General features: G+C 75.1%; 22 protein-coding genes. 12 read left to right on the top strand and 10 right to left on the bottom strand.

The window, feature by feature from the left end; translation table 11 throughout:
• Positions 1-36 precede the first annotated feature (36 nt).
• Positions 37-1,386, bottom strand: a complete 1,350-nt coding sequence (locus AB0C33_RS28925; RefSeq protein ID WP_358293459.1) for a S8 family serine peptidase — start codon at positions 1,384-1,386, stop codon at positions 37-39.
• Positions 1,387-1,477: 91 nt separating this feature from the next.
• Entirely contained in the window at positions 1,478-2,446 is a 969-nt protein-coding gene (locus AB0C33_RS28920) for an EamA family transporter (protein ID WP_358293457.1), read from the bottom strand.
• A gap of 213 nt (positions 2,447-2,659) precedes the next feature.
• On the opposite strand from AB0C33_RS28920, the gene AB0C33_RS28915 reads away from it, so the two are divergent.
• Both AB0C33_RS28915 and lexA read left to right on the top strand, forming a co-directional pair.
• The gene (locus AB0C33_RS28915; protein ID WP_358293455.1) at positions 2,660-3,481 is read left to right on the top strand and encodes a CPBP family intramembrane glutamic endopeptidase; all 822 of its coding nucleotides are present in this window, start codon (positions 2,660-2,662) and stop codon (positions 3,479-3,481) included.
• Positions 3,478-4,137, top strand: coding sequence for a transcriptional repressor LexA (gene lexA / locus AB0C33_RS28910; protein WP_358293454.1), 660 nt, complete (start codon positions 3,478-3,480; stop codon positions 4,135-4,137). Before AB0C33_RS28915 ends, lexA begins: the two co-directional genes overlap by 4 nt.
• A gap of 38 nt (positions 4,138-4,175) precedes the next feature.
• Here the strand turns inward: lexA and AB0C33_RS28905 are convergent, their stop codons facing one another.
• Entirely contained in the window at positions 4,176-4,790 is a 615-nt protein-coding gene (locus tag AB0C33_RS28905; RefSeq protein WP_358293453.1) for a peptide deformylase, read from the bottom strand.
• A gap of 164 nt (positions 4,791-4,954) precedes the next feature.
• On the opposite strand from AB0C33_RS28905, the gene AB0C33_RS28900 reads away from it, so the two are divergent.
• The 4 genes from AB0C33_RS28900 to AB0C33_RS28885 all read left to right on the top strand — a co-directional run bounded on the left by AB0C33_RS28900 (position 4,955) and on the right by AB0C33_RS28885 (position 8,655).
• Positions 4,955-5,884 carry a hypothetical protein gene (locus tag AB0C33_RS28900; RefSeq protein ID WP_358293451.1) on the top strand — a complete coding sequence of 310 codons (930 nt, stop codon included), beginning with the start codon at positions 4,955-4,957 and terminating at the stop codon, positions 5,882-5,884.
• Between the two features lie 180 nt (positions 5,885-6,064).
• Complete coding sequence (locus AB0C33_RS28895) at positions 6,065-7,111, top strand: methyltransferase (RefSeq protein WP_358293449.1); 1,047 nt, start codon at positions 6,065-6,067, stop codon at positions 7,109-7,111.
• Positions 7,112-7,179: 68 nt separating this feature from the next.
• The gene (locus AB0C33_RS28890) at positions 7,180-8,019 is read left to right on the top strand and encodes a GNAT family N-acetyltransferase (RefSeq protein WP_358293447.1); all 840 of its coding nucleotides are present in this window, start codon (positions 7,180-7,182) and stop codon (positions 8,017-8,019) included.
• 129 nt (positions 8,020-8,148) lie between these two features.
• Positions 8,149-8,655 carry a PepSY domain-containing protein gene (locus AB0C33_RS28885; RefSeq protein WP_358293446.1) on the top strand — a complete coding sequence of 169 codons (507 nt, stop codon included), beginning with the start codon at positions 8,149-8,151 and terminating at the stop codon, positions 8,653-8,655.
• 161 nt (positions 8,656-8,816) lie between these two features.
• Here AB0C33_RS28885 and AB0C33_RS28880 read toward each other — a convergent pair whose 3' ends face one another.
• The 3 genes from AB0C33_RS28880 to AB0C33_RS28870 are packed head-to-tail and all read right to left on the bottom strand — an operon-like array spanning position 8,817 to position 11,439.
• Positions 8,817-9,428: a methyltransferase domain-containing protein gene (locus AB0C33_RS28880; RefSeq protein ID WP_358293444.1), complete on the bottom strand. Its 612-nt coding sequence runs from the start codon at positions 9,426-9,428 to the stop codon at positions 8,817-8,819.
• Positions 9,425-10,039, bottom strand: a complete 615-nt coding sequence (locus AB0C33_RS28875) for a TIGR04282 family arsenosugar biosynthesis glycosyltransferase (protein WP_358293443.1) — start codon at positions 10,037-10,039, stop codon at positions 9,425-9,427. Before AB0C33_RS28875 ends, AB0C33_RS28880 begins: the two co-directional genes overlap by 4 nt.
• Before the next feature lie 41 nt (positions 10,040-10,080).
• Positions 10,081-11,439 carry a glycosyltransferase 87 family protein gene (locus AB0C33_RS28870; protein WP_358293441.1) on the bottom strand — a complete coding sequence of 453 codons (1,359 nt, stop codon included), beginning with the start codon at positions 11,437-11,439 and terminating at the stop codon, positions 10,081-10,083.
• A gap of 128 nt (positions 11,440-11,567) precedes the next feature.
• Here AB0C33_RS28870 and AB0C33_RS28865 point away from each other — a divergent pair, with 128 nt between their 5' ends.
• Both AB0C33_RS28865 and AB0C33_RS28860 read left to right on the top strand, forming a co-directional pair.
• Positions 11,568-12,548 carry an NAD-dependent epimerase/dehydratase family protein gene (locus AB0C33_RS28865; protein WP_358293440.1) on the top strand — a complete coding sequence of 327 codons (981 nt, stop codon included), beginning with the start codon at positions 11,568-11,570 and terminating at the stop codon, positions 12,546-12,548.
• Positions 12,545-13,234 carry a glycosyltransferase family 2 protein gene (locus tag AB0C33_RS28860; protein WP_358293438.1) on the top strand — a complete coding sequence of 230 codons (690 nt, stop codon included), beginning with the start codon at positions 12,545-12,547 and terminating at the stop codon, positions 13,232-13,234. The genes AB0C33_RS28865 and AB0C33_RS28860 overlap by 4 nt, the downstream gene beginning before the upstream one ends.
• On the opposite strand, the gene AB0C33_RS28855 is transcribed toward AB0C33_RS28860, so the two are convergent.
• Genes AB0C33_RS28855 through AB0C33_RS28845 form a run of 3 tightly spaced genes read right to left on the bottom strand, consistent with a single transcriptional unit; the run spans position 13,212 to position 14,337 of the window.
• The gene (locus tag AB0C33_RS28855; protein ID WP_358293436.1) at positions 13,212-13,544 is read right to left on the bottom strand and encodes a YnfA family protein; all 333 of its coding nucleotides are present in this window, start codon (positions 13,542-13,544) and stop codon (positions 13,212-13,214) included. The genes AB0C33_RS28860 and AB0C33_RS28855 overlap by 23 nt on opposite strands.
• A gap of 5 nt (positions 13,545-13,549) precedes the next feature.
• On the bottom strand, positions 13,550-13,978 hold the full coding sequence (locus AB0C33_RS28850) for a MerR family transcriptional regulator (RefSeq protein ID WP_358293434.1): 429 nt from the start codon (positions 13,976-13,978) through the stop codon (positions 13,550-13,552).
• A complete protein-coding gene (locus tag AB0C33_RS28845) occupies positions 13,975-14,337 on the bottom strand; it encodes a hypothetical protein (protein WP_358293432.1) in 363 nt (120 codons plus the stop codon). The genes AB0C33_RS28850 and AB0C33_RS28845 overlap by 4 nt, the downstream gene beginning before the upstream one ends.
• 96 nt (positions 14,338-14,433) lie before the next feature.
• On the opposite strand from AB0C33_RS28845, the gene AB0C33_RS28840 reads away from it, so the two are divergent.
• Both AB0C33_RS28840 and nhaA read left to right on the top strand, forming a co-directional pair.
• Positions 14,434-14,598: a hypothetical protein gene (locus AB0C33_RS28840; RefSeq protein ID WP_358293430.1), complete on the top strand. Its 165-nt coding sequence runs from the start codon at positions 14,434-14,436 to the stop codon at positions 14,596-14,598.
• Between the two features lie 103 nt (positions 14,599-14,701).
• Positions 14,702-15,919, top strand: coding sequence for a Na+/H+ antiporter NhaA (gene nhaA, locus AB0C33_RS28835; RefSeq protein ID WP_358293428.1), 1,218 nt, complete (start codon positions 14,702-14,704; stop codon positions 15,917-15,919).
• Here nhaA and AB0C33_RS28830 read toward each other — a convergent pair.
• Complete coding sequence (locus tag AB0C33_RS28830; RefSeq protein ID WP_358293426.1) at positions 15,916-16,872, bottom strand: WYL domain-containing protein; 957 nt, start codon at positions 16,870-16,872, stop codon at positions 15,916-15,918. The two genes, nhaA and AB0C33_RS28830, sit on opposite strands and share 4 nt — an antisense overlap.
• Before the next feature lie 72 nt (positions 16,873-16,944).
• On the opposite strand from AB0C33_RS28830, the gene AB0C33_RS28825 reads away from it, so the two are divergent.
• The gene (locus AB0C33_RS28825; RefSeq protein ID WP_358293425.1) at positions 16,945-17,583 is read left to right on the top strand and encodes a DinB family protein; all 639 of its coding nucleotides are present in this window, start codon (positions 16,945-16,947) and stop codon (positions 17,581-17,583) included.
• 1 nt (position 17,584) lies between these two features.
• Positions 17,585-18,292, top strand: a complete 708-nt coding sequence (locus AB0C33_RS28820) for an alpha/beta hydrolase (RefSeq protein WP_358293423.1) — start codon at positions 17,585-17,587, stop codon at positions 18,290-18,292.
• The last annotated feature ends 11 nt before the right edge of the window (positions 18,293-18,303 follow it).

Genomic DNA, 18,303 nt, shown 5'->3' with positions numbered 1-18,303 from the left:
CGCCGCGTACCCACGGGTGCGCGGCGCCGTCGCGGTTCAGGCGGCCCGGGTGCGGTGCGAGCGGAGCGCGGCCAGGACGCCTGCGGGGTTGACGATGCCGTACCCGTAGTCGTGGTCGAAGCCGACCGTGCTGCGGTCCTCGGCGGTGCGGTTGAGCAGCGTGCGAAGCTGCGCGGGCGACAACTTGGTGGACGGGTGGCGGGTGCGCAGGGCGGCGATGACGCCGGCCACCACGGGGCAGGAGGTGGAGGTGCCGGTGTCGGGCGTGCCGGGGCCGCCGGCCTCGGAGCCGGCGTAGTGGGTGTAGGCGGCCAGGTCGGGCTTGTGGTCGCCCAGCCGGGCCGGCCCCTGCGAGGAGTAGCCGACGCGCTCCCCGTGGGTGTCGACCCCGGCCACCGTGACCACCTTCGGATGGCCGTTGCCGCCCACGATGTCGGTGAACCCGCAGCTCGCCGCCGGGCAGTCGCGCCCGCAGTTGCCCGCCGCGAACACGATGTCGGCCCCGGCGTGCTCCAGGCTGGAGATCATGACGTTGAACGGGTGCATCGGGTTGTCGGAGTAGTTGCCGGGGTGGCCGGGCGGGAAGTCCTGCTCCGGGTTGTACAGGCCCCAGCTGTTGCTGACGACCAGCGAGCGGGACTCGGCCGGCATGGCCTCCAGGAGCCCGCGCAGGTGGGTGTAGGCGGCCACGGCGTCGGACAGCATGCCCTCGACCGTGCCCTTCCTGCTCTGCAGGACGGCGATGTCGAGCAGCGTCGAGCGCGGGGCGGCGAGCTGGGTGTTGAAGGCGCACAGGCTGCCGTGCTCCACCGGGTAGCGCCCCGGCGTGGGCGTGACGCCGGGCGGGGCCCAGCTGTGCCCGGCGTCCAGGGTGACCTGGCGGCCGAGCTTGGTGCTCACGTGGTCGGCGTTGACGCCGCCGTCCACCACCGCCAGGTTGACGCCGTGGCCGTCGTAGCCGGCCGCGCGCAGGTCGGAGGCGTGCAGCAGCCGTTCGACGTCGTGCCAGTCGCCGACCGGGCCGGTGTCGGCGCAGGTCAGGTTGGGATGGATGGACGGGTCGGCGAACACGCCGACGACTTCGCGTACGGACGACGACAACAACGCCAGCCTGGACGGCACGTCGTCGTCGGAGAGCTCGCCGCGCACGAGCACGCTGGCGTGCTCGGCCGACAGGGAGAAGCCCAGCGGCCGGTTGAGCGACGACAGCAGGCCGCCCGAGGGCGGGGCGGGCAGCGCGCGCGGCAGGGGCACCGGGGCGAACGCCTGGTCCAGGACGATTCCCGGCAGCTCTCCTGCCACGTCGGCGACCGTGGCGGTGACGCCGGGGTCGAGGACGGCTTCGACGGTTTCACGGGCGGGGCGGAGCTGGATCAGGACACGCAAAGCTCCACCTCCTTCCTCGGGACGGGGATGGGACAGTCGTTGCTTCCCCTTGTAAATACCCGTCGTAGTGAATTAACTACTTACAGTAGTGTCAGCACTTCATTGCTCCCGAGGTCACCTCTTTGTCGCCGTCCAGCCCCGTCGCTTGGGATGGTCGTGTGCGGCGGGTCGCGGTCTGGGCGAGGAGCGCGCCGGACAGCACGATCACGCCGCCCGCGATCTGCAGCCCGCCCAGGCCCTCGCCGAGCACCCCCCAGGCCGCCAGCGCGCCGCCGATGACCTCCAGCGACGCCACCGTGGCGCCCACGGCGGCCGACAACCGCCGCACCGCGTTCACCCCGAGGATGTAGGCCACCACGCTGGCGACCACCACCATCCACGCGAAGGCCACCGGCACGGGCAGCGTCAGGGCGCCGGGCGCGGGAGTGGCGGACGCCGTGAACGCCTCCCACCGCAGCGCCCACGGGCGGGCGACCGGGACCAGCGCCACGGCCGCGCCCGCCATGCCCCAGGCGACCAGCCCGAGCGGGTCGACGTCGTCCCCGAAGCTGTCGTTCATCAGGAAGTATCCGGCGGAGCAGGCCGCGGCCAGCAGGCCGAGGGCCAGGCCGAGCGCGTCCAGCCGCAGGTCGTGCCAGACCTCGGCGACGATCCCGAGGCCGGCCAGGGCGACGAGCGCCCCGGCGTAGGCCGCCCGGGGCAGCCGGACCTTCCGGACCAGCCGCACCCAGGCCGCCACCATGACCGGGGCCATGTAGACCAGCAGCAGGGCGACCCCCACGGGCAGACGGGTGATCGCCGCGAAGTACAGCGACTGCACCCCGGCCACCGCCACGACCGCGTACAGCGCGAAGAACGGCCACCTGGCCCGCGGGATGCGCAACGCCGCGGGCCGGACCACGGCCAGCACGCCCAGCAGCAGGAGCCCGGCCGCCGCCATGCGCGCCCACACGGCCTCGATCGGCGTCAGCCCGGCCGCGACGAGGTACTTGGCCATCGGCCCCGAGAACGCGAAACACGACGAGGACCCGAACGCGAGCGCGAGCCCCGCATACCTCATACCGCACCACCAGCGCCGTCATCACTGCCTGCCAGGAAGCCACGACCCTGACACGCGCCCCGGCGCGGGCGCAACGCGATTACCGGCCCTCAGCCGGTGGTCGTAGTCCCCGGGTGGCAGAGGCGGGGCGGCGATTCGGATCTTCGGCCGATGGGCGGCGGGAGCAGGCTCCTGAACACTTGGCGGGGCCCGCCCCCGGAGGAAGGTCCGCCCGTGTTCCGACAGCTCGACGACCGCGTCACGTCGATCGTCTACATCGTCCTTGTGCTCGCCGTCTCGGCGGGCACCGCACGCGTCGCTGAAGGGCTCGTCCTGGCCCTGTCGCCGCTGCTCACCGTGCTGGTGCTGCTGTTCGTCGTCACCCGGGAGGGGTTCTCCAGGGACGGGCTGCGCCGCCTCGGCCTGGGCGGGGCCGGGCTGCGCGCCTGGCCGGCCGCCGTCGCCGCCACCGCCGGGGTGTGCCTGCTGGCCACGGCGGGCGCGGTCGTCCTGGGGTTCGGACGGTTCACCGCGCCGCGGGGCGACTGGGCGCAGTCGGTGGCGGCCGTGCTCGTCACCGGGCCGATCCTGGCCTTCGCCGAGGAGATCGGCTGGCGGGGCTACCTGCAGCCCCGGCTCGCCTGGCTGGGGGAGCGCACGTCCATGCTGGTCGCCGGGGTGGTGTGGATCGCCTGGCATCTGCCGTACATCCTGTTCACGCCGTACTACCACGCCGAGGGGGCGCGGGCCGTCGTGCTGCCGCTGTTCGGCGGGTCGGTGATCGCGTTCTCGTTCCTCTTCGGGTACCTGCGGGTCATGTCCGGCAGCGTGTGGCCGGCCGTGCTGGCCCACTTCGCGCACAACGCGACGTTCGCCCTGCTGCTGGAGCACGCCGTCATCACCGACCAGCCCGTGGTGGTGGCCGAGTACCTGGCCGGCGACACCGGGCTGTTCGTCCTGGCGGGCACGGCGGCCTGCGCCCTCGCGGCCGGGATCGCCCGTTCCGCCGGAGGCCGCCACCGCTCCGGCCGGCCGGCCTCTAGCATTCCTCTGTGACCACCTACGACGACCATGACACGTTCGAGCACCTGAACGTCTCGGCCCTGCCGCAACGACAGCAGCGGATCCTGGCCACGATCCGCGACTGGGTGGTCAGACACGGATACCCGCCGAGCACCCGCGAGCTGGCCCAGGCGGTCGGGCTGCGCTCGCCCTCGTCGGTCTCGAAACACCTGAGAAGCCTGGAGGAACAGGGCTTCCTCAGCCGCGGCGCGACGATGACCCGCCCGATCGACGTGCGCCTGTTCCTGCGGCCGCCGTCGGCCGAGCCGCCCGCCGAGCTGGTGAGCGTCCCCGTGGTCGGCGACATCGCCGCGGGCGTGCCCATCCTCGCCGACGAGCACCTCGACGACACCCTGACCCTGCCCCGCGACCTCACCGGCCGCGGCACCGTGTTCGGCCTGCGGGTGCGCGGCGACTCGATGGTCGAGGCGGCCATCTGCGACGGCGACATCGTGGTGGTGCGGCAGCAGCCCGAGGCGCACTCGGGGCAGATCGTCGCCGCCATGATCGACGGCGAGGCCACCGTGAAGGTCTACCGGCGGCGCGACGGCCACGTCCTGCTCGAACCGCGCAACCCCCGCTACGACGTCATCGACGGCGACCGGGCCGTGGTGCTGGGGATCGTGGTCTCGGTGATCCGCAGCGTGTGACCGGCAGCGTGTGACCGGCAGCCTGTGACCTGGCGGCGTCAGGGGCGGGGGGCCAGGAGCCGTTCGTGGTTGGCGGTGGTCGACAACGAGCGGAGGTCGGCGCGGTCCAGGTAGATCGCGCCGTTCAGGTGGTCGGTCTCGTGCTGCGCGATGCGGGCCGGCCAGCCGGACAGCTCCTTCTCGTACGGGCGGCCGTCCCCGTCGAGGGCCGACAGCCGCACCCGCGCGTGCCTGGGCACGACGGCGGTCAGCCCCTCCACGCTGAGACACCCCTCGTAGAACGCCCGGAAGCCGGGGCCGAGGGGCGTCACGACGGGGTTGACCAGCTCCAGGGGCGGCTGCGGAACGCGTTCGCGCTCGGCGGCCAGGTCGGGCGGCAGCTCGGCCGGGTCCTCGATGACCGCCAGCGCCAGCGGGATGCCGACCTGCGGCGCGGCCAGGCCCACCCCCACGCCCGGCAGGTGCCGGAACATCGCGTCGAGCAGCTCGCGCAGGAGGGCGTCGGAGAGCTGGCCGTCGTACGGCTCGGCGGTCCGGCGCAGCACCGGGTCGCCGACCTGGGTGACCGACCAGGGCCTGGGGGAGGCGAGCAGGGCGTGCACCCGCTCGGTCAGCTCCTCGGCGCTCGGGCCGGTGCCGTTCAGGGGGCTCATGGGGGTCCTTCCGCTCGACGTCGCTCGCTCAGCAGACGGTAGAGCATGCGCGGTGACCCGGTTTCGGCGGGTAAAGAGGGCTAGAAACATTCATAGAGTAGTTGATCCACTGCAATGGGTAATGATCGCTGCGGATGATCACGTAACGTCGCAGGGAGACACCCATGTGCAAGAGAACGATCGCCGTCCTCGGCCTGGCCGCAACGGGGCTGCTGACGGCGGCGGGCCCGGCGGCGGCCGAGGACGGCAGCAGGGCCACCGCTCCGTGCGTCGCCGCCCGGCTGGAGATCACCGGCGGGCCCTCGGTCGCGGCGGGCGCGCTGCTCGACACCTCGGCCGTGCGGACGTTCCTGCAGGGGCTCGTCCGCCCGGCGGACCGGCCCGGGGCGCTCCCGCGTTCGGCTGACGCGTCGTTCGCCGAGGCCGCCGAGTTCCCCGGCGTGCTCGACGCCTTCCTGCTCGACGTCGAGCGGGAGATCGGGGTGGGCAGGCCGGACGGCGGCACGGAGGAGGCCCGGCTGGCCGCGGCGGGCGGTGACACGCTTGCCCGGCGGATCCTGGAACCGCTCGTCGCCGCAGCCCTGGACTGCGCCCCGGCCACCACCTCCCCGGCCGCCGACACGCCGGACACCGGCACGTCTGCCACCGGCACGTCTGCCACCGGCGCGTCGGACATTGGTACGTCGGCCACCGGCGTGTCAGGCATCGGGGCGTCGGGGACCGGCTGGGCGGAGACCGGGCTGCCGGACGACGGCTCGTCGGCCGAGGCGGAGCCGGCGTCCCTGCTGGACGCCGCGGGAGCCACGGCGGTACTCGAAGCGCTGGTCAACCGGCCCGAGACGTGCGTCACCGACGGCACCGCGACCATCCGCGCCGGCGACGACGGCATGTCGGTCACGAGCTCGTCGTCCCGGGTGTCGCTGCTCGACGCGCTCGGCGTCAGAAGGACGCTGGACGTCCTGACCGGCCGGCCCTCTGCGGCCTGCCCCGCTGCCGACGTGCCCCTGTCGGCGGCGACCACCGAGCAGGACCGGCCGAGGTCGCTCCTGAGCGGCCTCGGTCTCGGGACCCTGTTCTCCAGGCTCCTGGGCTGACGCACCCCCGGAGGCCGCCCCGCGCCGGGGTTGCGCGCGGGACCGGCTGGGGTTTCCGCATGGGACCGGCCGGGGTTTGCGCGGGACCTCCTGGGCTTTTCGCGCGGGACCGGACGGGGTCGGGATCGCGTGGTAGGTTGCGGGCGAGCCTTGATCCTTTGGGAGAAGGGGGTTGCGGCCGTGACAGGCACCGGCGACGAGACCGTCCACCCGACGGCGTGGCAGGCGGCGTGGGAGGTGCTGGCCCCCGTCACGGACATGGTCACCCCGATGGCCGTGCGCGTCGCGGCCACCCTGCGCCTGACCGATCTGATGGGCGGCGACGAGCTGCCCGTCGAGGAGCTGGCCCGCCGTTCGGGCGCCGACGCCGACGCCCTGGGCCGGCTGCTGCGCCACCTCTCCTGCCACGGCGTCTACGCCGAACGGGAGCCCGGCGTGTTCGCGGTCAACGAGCCCGCCGCGCTGCTGGCCGCCGGCCACCCCTCCATGATGCGCGACCGGCTCGACCTCGACGGCTTCGGTGGGCAGATGGACGTCGCGTTCACCGGCCTGCTGCACACCGTCCGCACCGGGCGGCCCGCGTGGGAGAACGTCCACGGCGCCCCGATCTGGCACCATCTCGCCGCCCATCAGCAGGTCGGCGAGTCCTTCGACGCCCTGATGGCCGCCGGCGCCGACGACCTCACCGACGCGGCCGAGGGGTACGACTGGTCCGGCGTACGGCACGTGGTCGACGTCGGCGGCGGCACCGGCGCGCTGATCGCCGAGATGCTGAGCGCCCACCCGGGGCTGCGGGCCACGCTCGTCGACCTGCCGGACACGCTGGAGCGGGGCCGGCGGTACCTGACCGGGCTCGGGCTGGACGGGCGGTGCGCGTTCGCCGGCCAGAGCTTCTTCGAGCCGCTGCCCCCGGACGGCGACGTCTACGTGCTCAGGCGCGTGATCCACGACTGGGACGACGCCGACGCCGAGCGCGTCCTGCGGCGCTGCGCCGACGCGGCCGGGCCGGACGGACGGGTCGTCGTGATCGAGTCCCGGGGCGGCGCCGGCGACGACCCGGCCATGTTCGCCGAGATGGACCTGCGCATGCTCGTGATCAGCGGCGGCCGGGAGCGCACCGTCGCCGACTACACCACGCTCGCCGACGCGGCCGGGCTCGACGTGGCCGGGGTGCGTCACACGCCGCTCGGCAACGTCGTCCTCGACTGCGTCCCCCGAAGCGGCTGACCGGGCTCTCGTCCGGCCCGGCCCCGCGTGGTGACATACTTGATCATCCCCGCGCGAAGGAGACCACGGTGACCATCGAATGGGCCGCGCTGTCCGCCACGGACCTGCCGGCGATCGCCGAGCTGGCCGGCAGGTGCGCGGCGCGCGACGGCGGGCTCCCGGCCACCGCGTCGCCCTCCTTCCTGGAACGCCGGTACGTCACGGGCGCCGCGGTGGGCGCGCTCACGGAGGGGCGGCTGGTGGCCTGCGGGGCCGTGCGGCCGGTGGGCGAGACGTCGGCGGCGACCGGACTGGTCGACCCCGATCATCGCGGACGGGGGCTGGGGTCCGGCCTGCTCGACCGGCTGGCCGCCGAGCCCGGGAAGGTGCGGCTGGAGACCGAGTCGCTGACCCCGCAGGCGCACGAGCTCTTCCTGGCGCGCGGCTTCCGCCAGGCGTTCGCCGAGGACGTCTTCCGGCGCGACCTGACCCGGCCGCTGCCGGACGTCCCGATGCCGGCGCGGGTGACGGTCGAGGAGTGGTCCCCACTCACCGAAGGGGCCTTCCACCAGGCGTACTCGGCGTCCTTCGCGGACCGTCCGGGCTTTCCCGGGTGGACGCGGGAGCAGTGGGCGGACTGGCTGGTCGATGACGAGTTCCTGCCGGGGTGCTCGCTGGTGGCGTTCGAGGGCGACGTCGCCGTCGGCTTCGTGACGTGCGCGGAGGAGTTCCTGATCCAGGTCGGGGCCGTGCCCGGGTGGCGGCGGCGCGGGCTGGCGCGGGCGCTCGCCGTCGCGGCGCTCGGCCGGATGCGCGAGGGCGGCGCCGGCCAGGTCTTCCTGGACGTCAACGTCAACAACCCGGCCTCGGCCGCGCTCTTCGGCGGTCTCGGGTTCGACAAGATCGCCCGCCGCGCCCGTTACGAGTAGGTCCGTCGGGGGTGCGGGGGCCGTTCGACGTCTTAACCGGACGTTAGGGTTCCCGCAGTTCGTCGCTATCGTCCCGGCGGCCACTCTGGGAGGCGTCAGGACGACGACCGAACGACGGAGTGATTCCGCATGCGTAAGCCCATGATCATCGCTGGACTGGCCACGGCCGGCGTGCTCGCCGCCGGCGTCGGCACCGCCTTCGCCACCGCCTCCACCCCCACCTCTGCCGCCACGTCCGCGCCCGCTCCGGCGGTCTCCCGGGAGCAGGCCGAGAAGACGGCGCTGGAGAAGGTGCCGGGCGGCAAGGTCACCTCGGCCGAACTGGAGAACGAGGACGCCGGCCAGGTCTGGGAGATCGACATCGACGCCGCCGACGGCACCGAGCGCGAGATCACCGTGGACGCCGCCAAGGGCACCGTCCTCGCCGACGAGACCGACGACGAGACCGACGACGAGACCGACGACGAGGCGGACAACGAGGCGGACGACCACACTGACGACCAGGCCGACGACCGCTCGGACGACAGCACGGACGCCCAGAAGACCGACCAGAACAACGACCAGACCGCCAAGAGCGACGACGACGCCGACGACCACGGCAAGACCGGCAGCGACGCCGACGGCGACGACGACTGAGCGACGCCGACCGGCCGTCCCGACCGGCGTCCCGACCGGACGCTGATCCAGGCGCGTCCTGGGCGGCGGGCCTGGCTGAGCGCCAGCCCAGCCGTGTTGTGGGCGGCGGGGTGTGGCCGCACGCCGGTGCCGGCCGGGACGTGGGCGGTGGGGGCTGGAGGTCAGTGCAGGTGGGCCAGCCAGCGGCCGTGCGTCGGCCGGCAGTGGGCGGCCGTGAATCCGGCGCTCGCGGCCAGGCGCGCGATGTCGGCCGCCGAGACGGTCGCCCAGCCGAACCAGTCCCCGGCGCGCACGCCCACGCGCAGCCGTACCCGGTCGACCCGGCTGCGCGTCCACGGCGGCGCGAGCTCGGCCAGGACGATGCCGCCCGGCCGTACGAGCTGCCGGACCCGCCGTAGCAGAGCCGCGGGGTCGCCGCCGATGCCGATGTTGCCGTCGGCGAGCAACGCCGTCGCCCACTGGCCGGTGCCCGGAACGTCGTCGAAGACGTCCCGCAGGAGGGCGAACCCGCCCGCCCGGCGGGTCAGGGCGACGGCGTGTGGCGTGACGTCGATGCCGAGCGAGGCGACGCCGCGCCGGGTCAGCGCCGCCGTGAGCCGGCCGGGGCCGGAGCCGATGTCCAGCGTGGGGCTGCGGCAGCGGCTCAGGATCTCCTCGTCGCCGTCGATCGGCGCCGACCAGCGCGCGGCCGCCAGCTCGGCGCGGGTGCCGTCCAGGTACTCGATCTCGGCGCGCTCACCCGCGAGCGCGGCCGCGTAAATCTCCCCGATCACCGGTGCAGCGTTCTGAGGGTGGTGGCGAAGCAGGAGGTGGGGGCCTGGCGGGCCACCTCGGTCGCGGCGGTGGCGGTGTCGACGTCGATCAGCTCGGGCAGGTGGTGGACGGTCAGCCCGGCGCGGACCAGCCGGTCGAGCTGGACCTTGCCGGTCTCCGGGTGCGACATGGGCACCCCGAGCAGCAGCGCCGGGTCCGGCCGCCGGAGCCCCAGCAGCCAGAAGCCGCCGTCGGCCGCCGGGCCGTGCACCGCGTCGTGGTCGGCCAGCGCCTCCCCGGCCTCGCGCAGCAGCTCGGGCGTGACCTGCGGGGTGTCCATGCCGATGAGCACGACGGGCCCGGGCCGCAGCCGGTGGGCGTCGGCGAAGGCCGCCGCGAGGCGCTCGTCCAGGCCGGCGCCGCGTTGCGGGATCACCACGAAACCGGCGGGCAGCCAGCGGCCCGGCAGGCCGTCCAGCGCGAGGACCCGCTGGGCGGCCGGGGTCGCGGCGACGGCGCGCAGGCTGTCGCGGAGCGCGGCCTCGGCCAGCGCGGCGGCCTCGGCCGGACTGTACGGGGGTGTCAGCCGGGTCTTGACGCGCCCGGCCACGGGCTCCTTGGCGATGAGCACGATCTGCGGCAGGTGCTCGAACGTGGGACGGCTCAGCTTCCTCAGTCCTTCCGTGCCGATGACAGCAGGTGATCGCCGCGGGACCGCCGTACGGCCCAGCCGGCCAGCACGACGAGGGCGGCCACGGCGTACGCGGGGGTGCCGGGGGTGCCCGGGGCCGCCGGGCCGGCGGTGTAGGCGACCGCGCCGGCCAGGGCGACGCCCAGCCACTCCCACCGTCCGTCCAGCGCGGCCAGGGCGACGACGAGCAGCGCGTACCAGGAGTAGCCGGGGGTGAACAGCAGCAGGAGGGAGCCGCTGACCAGCAGCGCGCCGCGCCAGGGCCGGTCGGCGTCGCCGTACCGCAGGACGGCCAGGACGATCAGGACGAGCAGCGCGACCGCGGCCCAGGGCGCCCACCCGTCCGGCACGAACAGCCGCAGGACGGCATAACGGTTCCCGCCGCCGGGCCCGTCGTAGCGCTCCTCCTTGAGGTAACCCGGCAGGTAGCCCGCCACCGAGGCGCCCGAGGCCAGCACGTACGGCAGGTAGGACAGCGCGATCACGAGCCCGGCGGGCCCGACGACGCCGAGCACCCGCCGCCAGGCCACACCTCCGCCAGCGCCTCCACCGGGGCCCCCGGACAGCACCCCGGACAGCACCCCGGACAGCGCGCCGGGCAGCGCGGTCACGGGCAGCAGCTTGGCCGCCACGGCCGCGCCGAGCAGCGCGCCGCGCCCCCGCACGGCGGTGAAGGCCAGCACCACCAGCAGCACGCCCAGCATGTCCACGTGCGCGTTGTTCACCGCCTCCACCGGCACGGCCGGGCACCACGCCCAGTACGCCGCCCGCCGGGCCCCCGCCGCCCGGCACAGGATCGCCAGCACGGCCACGGCCGCCGCGAAGCCGCCGAGCTGGAGCGCCTTGTGCCGCACCCCGTCCGGCGACAACCAGTGGACCAGCAGGAAGTAGCCCTGCGCGACCGGCGGATAGATCGTCGGCTCGGTGGGGCGGTTGATCCGGGTGCAGCCGCCGCCGGGCAGGGGCCACAGGGACGGGGCGTCGCAGGCGGCCGGGAAGAGCCAGTCGTCGCGCAGCCGGACGAGCGCCGGGTCGGCCGGCGGGTGGTCGTAGGGCGAGATGCCGGCGGCCTGCACGCGGCCGTCCCAGGCGTACCGGAAGGAGTCGGTGCTGCTGCTCGGCGGGGCGGCCAGGCCGGTCGCGGCGAGCGTGATCCCGCCGGCCAGGACCAGGACGGCCGTCCGCCGCTCCGGCAGCCGGGCGGTCTGCCACAGCGCGGCCGCGAACAGCGCCCAGGCCGCCAGGTACCAGCCCAGGTGGGGCGGGCCCGTCACCAGCCGCAGCACCACGGCCGCCAGGGCGGCGAGCGTCCCGGCGGCCGCCGTCGTGTTCCGGTTCACGGCGGCAGCCTCGCATCCGGAGGCCGGTCCGGGGCCGCCGCGGCGGTTCACGTTCGTCGTTCGTAAGAACCCTTACGAACCGCGAACGCGGCTTCGGTCCGCCCGGCCCGGCGGTTACCGTCGGCGGCGTGAGAGTGATGGTCACCGGCTCGGCCGGTTTCATCGGCGGCCACGTCGCCGAGGCCCTGGAGGCGGCGGGTCACGACGTCGTCGGCCTCGACACGCGGACCGGCGCGGACGTGCGCGACGCCACGGCCCTGGACGCGCTGCTGCCCGGCGTCGAGGCCGTCGTGCACCAGGCGGCCAAGGTGGGCCTGGGCGTGGACGTCTCCGACCTGCCCGCCTACGCCTGCGTCAACGTCTTCGGCACCGCCGTGCTGCTGGCCGCCATGGCCAGGCACGGGATCACCCGGCTGGTGCTGGCCTCCTCGATGGTGGTCTACGGCGAGGGACGTTACGCGTGCGCCGCGCACGGCGACGTCCGGCCCGGCCCGCGGACCGCGGACGACCTGGACGGCGGCCGGTTCGAGCCGCCCTGCCCGCGCTGCGGCGACCCCCTGCGCTGGGCGCCGATCGAGGAGGACGCCACGCCCGATCCGCGCAACGCCTACGCCACCAGCAAACTCGCCCAGGAACACCTGGCCGCCACCTGGGCCAGGGAGACCGGCGGGACCGTCGCGGCCCTGCGGTACCACAACGTCTACGGGCCCCGCATGCCGCGCGACACCCCGTACGCCGGGGTCGCCGCGATCTTCCGCTCGGCGCTGCGGGCCGGCCGGGCGCCGGCGGTGTTCGAGGACGGCCGCCAGCTCCGCGACTTCGTCCACGTGCGGGACGTGGCCAGGGCGAACCTGGCGGCCCTGACCGCGTCCTTGCCGCCCGGCGGGCTGCGAGCCTGGAACATCGCCTCGGGCGCGCCGCGCACCGTGGGCGAGATGGCCCGCGTGCTCGCCGCCGGGTGCGGCGGCCCCGGCCCGCGGGTGACCGGCGGCTACCGGCTGGGCGACGTCCGGCACATCGTCGCCTCGCCCCGGCGGGCGGAGGCCGAGCTCGGCTTCCGCGCCGCGATCGGGTTCGAGTCCGGGATGGCGGAGTTCGCCCGGTCATGACGATCGACGTGATCCTGCCCTGCCTGAACGAGGAGGCCGCGCTCGCCTGGGTGCTCGGCCGCATGCCCGCCGGCTACCGCCCGATCGTCGTCGACAACGGCTCCACCGACGGCTCGGCGCGGGTCGCCCGCGAGCTCGGGGCGCGGGTGGTCGCCGAGCCCGTGCGCGGGTTCGGGGCCGCCTGCCACGCCGGGCTGCTCGCCTCCTCCGCCGACCTGGTCTGCTTCATGGACGCCGACGCCTCGCTCGATCCCGCCCAGCTGCCCCGGGTGGCCGGGCCCGTCCTCGACGGGGAGCTGGACCTCGTGCTCGGACGCCGGCGGCCGTGCGGCGCCGGCGTCTGGCCCGGGCACGCCCGGCTGGGCAACGCCGTCCTGGCCCGGCGCCTGCGCCGGCGCACCGGGGTGGCGCTGCGCGACCTCGGGCCGATGCGGGCGGCCGCCCGCGTGCCGCTGCTGTCGCTCGGGACGGCCGACCGCCGCTTCGGCTACCCGCTGGAGACGGTGCTGCGCGCCGCGGCGGCCGGTTGGCGGATCGGCGAGACGGACGTGGACTACCTGCCCCGCGCGGGCCGCTCGAAGGTGACCGGCACCCTGCGCGGGACGCTGCGGGCCGTCGCCGACATGCGCCGCGTCATGGCGGACGCGCGCCCCGGTGCCGGGGTCAGGCGCGGGGGGCGTACATGATGACCAGGACGCCGACGAGGCAGATCAGCGCGCCGATGACGTCCCAGCGGTCGGGGCGGAAACCGTCGGCGACCATGCCCCACACCAGGGACCCGGCGACGAAGACGCCGCCGTAGGCGGCCAGGATGCGGCCGAAGTTGGCGTCCGGCTGGAGGGTGGCGACGAAGCCGTACAGGCCGAGGGCGACGACGCCGCCGCCGATCCACAGCAGCCCGCGCTGCTCGCGCACGCCCTGCCAGATCAGCCACGCGCCGCCGATCTCGGCGAGCGCGGCCAGGGCGAACAGCAGCAGTGAGCGGATGATCGTCATGACGGTCAGTACATCGCATCCGCGCGGGCGGCGGCGGGCAGGGGGCAGCCGGGGCCGGTGCAGCCGGTCAGGCTGTCGCAGCCGGCGGCGACCACCCGCGTCAGCGACTCCCGGACGGTGGCCAGGTCGGCGATCCTCGCGTCGATCTCGTCGATCTTGGCCTGGGCGTGGGCGCGCAGGCCGGCCGTGGGGTGACCGCGGCGGCCGGCGCCGATCAGCGCGGCGATCTCGTCCAGGGTGAAGCCGAGCCGCTGGGCGGCCTTGATCACGGTGAGCAGCGCGACGGTCCCCGGCGGGTACGCACGGTGCCCGCCCGGGCTGCGCCGCGGCTCGGCGATCAGGCCGCGGCGCTCGTAGTACCGCAGGGTCTGCAGGTTGACCCCGGCCCGTGCGGCCACCTGCCCGCTGCGCAGGTACGGCTCCTCGGGGCTCACGCGGGCCGTCCCCCGGCCCTGGCCTGGAGGGCGTCCAGGACGCCGGTGTGCCGCGGGGGGACGGTCGCCGCCAGCGTCAGGCCGCCGCCCCCGACGGTGAGGGTGAAGGTGAAGAAGGAGCAGCAGGCGTTCTCCCGGGCGGCCAGCCCGGCGGCACGGGCGGCCACGCCGGAAGCGTCGGCGCCGGGGCCGTCGGGGGCGAGGTCGAGTTCCAGCCGGTCGGGCGCGGGGCGGCGCACCGAGCGCACCGAGCGCGCGAACAGCTCGTCGAACTCGGCCACCCGCAGCGGCCGTTCGGCGGTGGGCAGCGTGCAGGCCGACGGCGTCCAGGCGGGGGAGAGGGGCAGGTCTGCGGTCATGTCCCGACGGTAACCCCGTACCCGGGTACCGGATTCAAGGGGCGGCGGGAACTTGTAGGGTAGGAGGGGGACACGATTGGACAAAAGGGAGGCAAGGTGCGCGAATTCCGCTTCTGCCTCCACTTCCGCTCCTGCCTCCACCTCGCGCGCGAGCGGCACGCCCGCCCGCTGCGCTCGCTGGAGTTCCGTCCGGTCGGCACGAACGGCTACGTCAGCACGTGGGGCGTGATCGCGGGCATCCGCCCGCCGCAGGTCCGCTGAGCGCCCGCACCCGGACGTGATCCGGGTGCGCGGGTCGCCATGAGGCCCGGGCCGCGCATGGGGCGGCCCGATCGTTTCCGTACCGTCCTGGAGTTCTCCCTTCATGTCTGCCTCCTCGCGGATCATCACTGCCCTGCGCTCCGACGCGGTCGGCGGCGTCCTGCTCATCGTCGCCGCCCTGACCGCGCTGGCCTGGGCCAACTCGTCCCTCGCCGGCTCCTACGAGGCCCTGCGCACGTGGTCCTTCGGCCCGCAGTGGCTGGGCCTGCGCCTGAGCGCGCAGGCGTGGGCCGCCGACGGGCTGCTGGCGGTGTTCTTCTTCATCGTCGGCAACGAGCTCAAGCAGGAGCTCGTGCACGGCGAGCTGCGCGACCCGCGCCGCGCCGCGTTGCCCGTGGTGGCCGCGCTCGGCGGCGTGGTGGTCCCGGCGCTGCTGTTCCTGGCGGTGAACGCCGCCGCGCCGGGCGAGGCGGCCCGCGGCTGGGGCGTGCCGATGGCCACCGACATCGCCTTCGCACTCGCCGTCCTGGCCGTCGTGGGCCGCGGCCTGCCCGCCCCGCTGCGCACGTTCCTGCTGACGCTGGCGACCGTGGACGACGTGTGCGCGGTCGTCGTGATCGCCGTCGGCTACACCTCGGGGCTGAACCTCGCCGCCCTCGCGGGGGCCGCCGCCGCGCTGTGCGTGTGGGCGTACCTACAGCACGGGCGGGGCCGCGCGGTCACCGCCGTGCGCCGCGCGCTGCCCGCGTGGCTGCTGTACGGGCCGCTCGCCGTGCTGATCTGGGCGCTGGTGCACGCCTGCGGGGTGCACGCCACCATCGCCGGCGTCGCGATGGGCCTGCTGATGCGCACCAGCCCGCGCGCCGGCGAGCAGGAGCCGCCCTCGCAGCGCGCCGAGCACGCGTTGCGGCCGTTCTGCGCCGGGGTGGTGCTGCCGGTGTTCGCGCTGCTGTCGGCCGGGATCTCCCTGTCGGGGGCGGGCGGCTTCTGGACGGGGACCGTGACCTGGGGCGTGCTGGCCGGGCTGCTGGCCGGCAAGCCGCTCGGCATCGTCGGCGCCGCCTGGCTCACCGCGCGCCTCACCAGCGCCCATCTCAACCCGCGGCTGGGCTGGAGCGACATCGCCGGCGTGGGCGTGCTGGGCGGCATCGGCTTCACCGTCTCGCTGCTGATCGCCGAGCTCTCCTACACCGGGCCGGCCCACCTGACGCAGGCCAAGGGCGCGATCCTGCTGGCCTCGGCGGCGGCGTCCGTGCTGGCCGCCCTGATCCTCGGCGCGCGCGTCCGCCGGCACCGCACGGCCGGGCGGGCGGCGGCCTAGCCGGGCAGCGCGGCGGCCAGGCGGGCGGCCAGGCGCGCGACCGCCGCGCGCAGTTCCGGCCCGCCCTCGACGCGGAAGGGGAACGGCACGGCCGGCAGCCACTCCTGGGCGTACATGGCCGGGTTGCCCGTGCTGCCGACCAGCACGCAGCCCTCGTCATGCGGTTCGAGCCGTCCCATGGGCGGGTGCACCCAGGGCGCCACCTCGGCCAGGGGCGCGCCGAAGACCACGCGGGCCGCGTACGCCCATCCGGCGCCCAGGTTCTCCTCCAGCGCCGCCACCGGGTCCAGCCCGTCGGGCGGCCGGAAGCCGTGGACGGTCTCGTGGACGGCCCGGACGCGGTCGACCCGGTAGGTGCGGATCGCGCCGGCGCGGTGGGAGTGGCACAGCAGGTACCAGCGCCCGTACCGGACGACGACCGCCCAGGGATCGACCTCGGCCTCCCACTCCGTGCCCGATCCGCTCCGGTAGGCGATGCGGACGCGCCGCCGGGCCGCGGACGCGGCGACCAGCGCGCTGGTCACGGCGACGCCGGGACGGGCCGCGTACCGGTCGGGCGCGGCGGAGGCGTGCTCGCGCAGCGCGGCGGCCTGCCGTCCGACGCCTTCCGGCAGGGCCCGGATGACCTTGGACAGGGCGGTGCCCACCAGGTCGTCGGGGTCGGTGGCGGCCGGCTGGCCGTCGAACACCGCCATGACCAGGGCCAGTGCCTCGGGCTCGGTGAAGGCGACCGGCGGCAGCCTGGTGCCGCGGCCGAGCCGGTAGCCGCCGTAGGGGCCTCTGGCCGACTCGACGGGGATGCCCGCCTCCCGCAGGATCCCGACGTACCGGCGGGCGGCGCGCTCGGTCACGCCCAGGGCCGCGGCCAGCTCCCCGGCCGTCACGCCGGGACGCTGCCGGAGGACCTCCATGGCGCGCAGGGCCCGCGCGGTGGGGCTGAGTTCGGTCGGCACCCGAGCAGATTAGAGCGCTTCCGGCAGGTATCGGAAGTAGAACGTCCGGAATACCGCCTACCGTGTGGCGTCATGACCGACTCCCGGGAAGACCCGCACGTCGAAGACGTGAGCGTGCGGCGGGCCACGTTCACCCGGCTGCGCGTGCGCGACGTCCGCGTGCGCGCGGCCGACCTGTCCGGCGTGCGGGTGCGCGGCGCCGAGCTCGTCGACGTCGAGATCAGCGGTGAGCTGCGGAACGTCGTGGTGAACGGCGTGGACATCGCCCCCCTCGTCGAGGCCGAGCTGAACCGCCGCATGCCCGAACGCGCCCGGATGCGCCCCGACGACCCCGGGGGGTTCGGCGAGGCGTGGGCCATCCTGGACCGCCTGTGGGCGCGCACCCTCGCCCGCGCCGCGACGTTCCCCGAGGCGGCGCTGCACCGCGGCGTCGACGGCGAATGGTCCTTCGTCCAGACGCTGCGGCACCTCGCCCGGCCGCCGCTGGCGGAGGTGCTCGCCGTCCGCCGGGACCGCCGGGCGATGGTCGGCCGGGTCGTCGCCTCGCTCACGCCCGAGTTGCTCGCCTCACACGTCACCCGCGACGAGCCCGGCTGGCCGCGGCTGGCCGGCTTCCCCCTCAAGGAGTGCCTGCACATCGTCCTGCACGAGGAATGGGAACACCGGCTCTACGCGGAACGCGACCTGAACGCACTGAAGAAAGAAGACTGACATGGACATCCTGCTCATCGGCGGCCTCTGGCTCGACGCGTCCGCCTGGGACGAGGTGACGCCCGCGATCGAGGCGCTCGGCCACCGTCCCGTGCCGGTCGCCCTCCCCGGCCAGGGGGACGGGAACGCCGCCGCCACGCTCGCCGACCAGGTGGCGGCGGTGCTCGCCGCCGTGGACGCGGCGGACGGAACCCCCTTGGTGGCCGGCCATTCCGCGGCCTGCACGCTGGCCTGGCTGGCCGCCGACGCGCGGCCGGACAAGGTGGGCAAGGTCGCCTTCATCGGCGGTTTCCCCGCCGCCGACGGCGATGCCTACGCCGACCTCTTCGAGGCTGTGGACGGCGTAGTGCCGTTCCCCGGATGGGAGCCGTTCGAGGGGCCGGACTCGGCCGACCTCGACGAGGAGGCCAAGGAGAGGTTCGCCGCCGCCGCGGTCCCCGTCCCCGAGGGGGTGGCCAAGGGCGTGGTGCGGCTGACGGACGAGCGGCGGTTCGAGGTGCCGGCCGTCGTCGTGTGCCCCGAGTTCAGCCCCGCGCAGGCACGGGAGTGGATCGACGGCGGGGAGGCCCCTGAGCTGGCCCGGGTCAAGCACCTCGACCTCGTCGACCTCGACTCCGGGCACTGGCCCATGTTCACCCGGCCGGTCGAGCTGGCCCGCCTCCTGGCCGCCGCGGCCGACGGGACGCCGGGCGGCTTGGCGACAAGGTAACCCTTCTGGTC

This window comes from Nonomuraea sp. NPDC048881 (assembly GCF_040649795.1).
Taxonomy (GTDB): domain Bacteria; phylum Actinomycetota; class Actinomycetes; order Streptosporangiales; family Streptosporangiaceae; genus Nonomuraea.
The sequence above is the reverse complement of the archived record's forward strand: the minus strand, read 5'-3'. Positions and strand labels throughout refer to the sequence as shown.

Bases quoted from the DNA above. Each gene is read 5' to 3' on its own strand.
- AB0C33_RS28845 (WP_358293432.1), bottom strand. From the start codon at position 14,337: ATGACCGCAGACCTGCCCCTCTCCCCCGCCTGGACGCCGTCGGCCTGC.
- AB0C33_RS28885 (WP_358293446.1), top strand. From the start codon at position 8,149: ATGCGTAAGCCCATGATCATCGCTGGACTGGCCACGGCCGGCGTGCTC.
- AB0C33_RS28820 (WP_358293423.1), top strand. From the start codon at position 17,585: ATGGACATCCTGCTCATCGGCGGCCTCTGGCTCGACGCGTCCGCCTGG.
- AB0C33_RS28860 (WP_358293438.1), top strand. From the start codon at position 12,545: ATGACGATCGACGTGATCCTGCCCTGCCTGAACGAGGAGGCCGCGCTC.
- AB0C33_RS28900 (WP_358293451.1), top strand. From the start codon at position 4,955: ATGTGCAAGAGAACGATCGCCGTCCTCGGCCTGGCCGCAACGGGGCTG.
- AB0C33_RS28920 (WP_358293457.1), bottom strand. From the start codon at position 2,446: ATGAGGTATGCGGGGCTCGCGCTCGCGTTCGGGTCCTCGTCGTGTTTC.
- nhaA (WP_358293428.1), top strand. From the start codon at position 14,702: ATGTCTGCCTCCTCGCGGATCATCACTGCCCTGCGCTCCGACGCGGTC.
- AB0C33_RS28855 (WP_358293436.1), bottom strand. From the start codon at position 13,544: ATGACGATCATCCGCTCACTGCTGCTGTTCGCCCTGGCCGCGCTCGCC.
- AB0C33_RS28825 (WP_358293425.1), top strand. From the start codon at position 16,945: ATGACCGACTCCCGGGAAGACCCGCACGTCGAAGACGTGAGCGTGCGG.
- AB0C33_RS28905 (WP_358293453.1), bottom strand. From the start codon at position 4,790: ATGAGCCCCCTGAACGGCACCGGCCCGAGCGCCGAGGAGCTGACCGAG.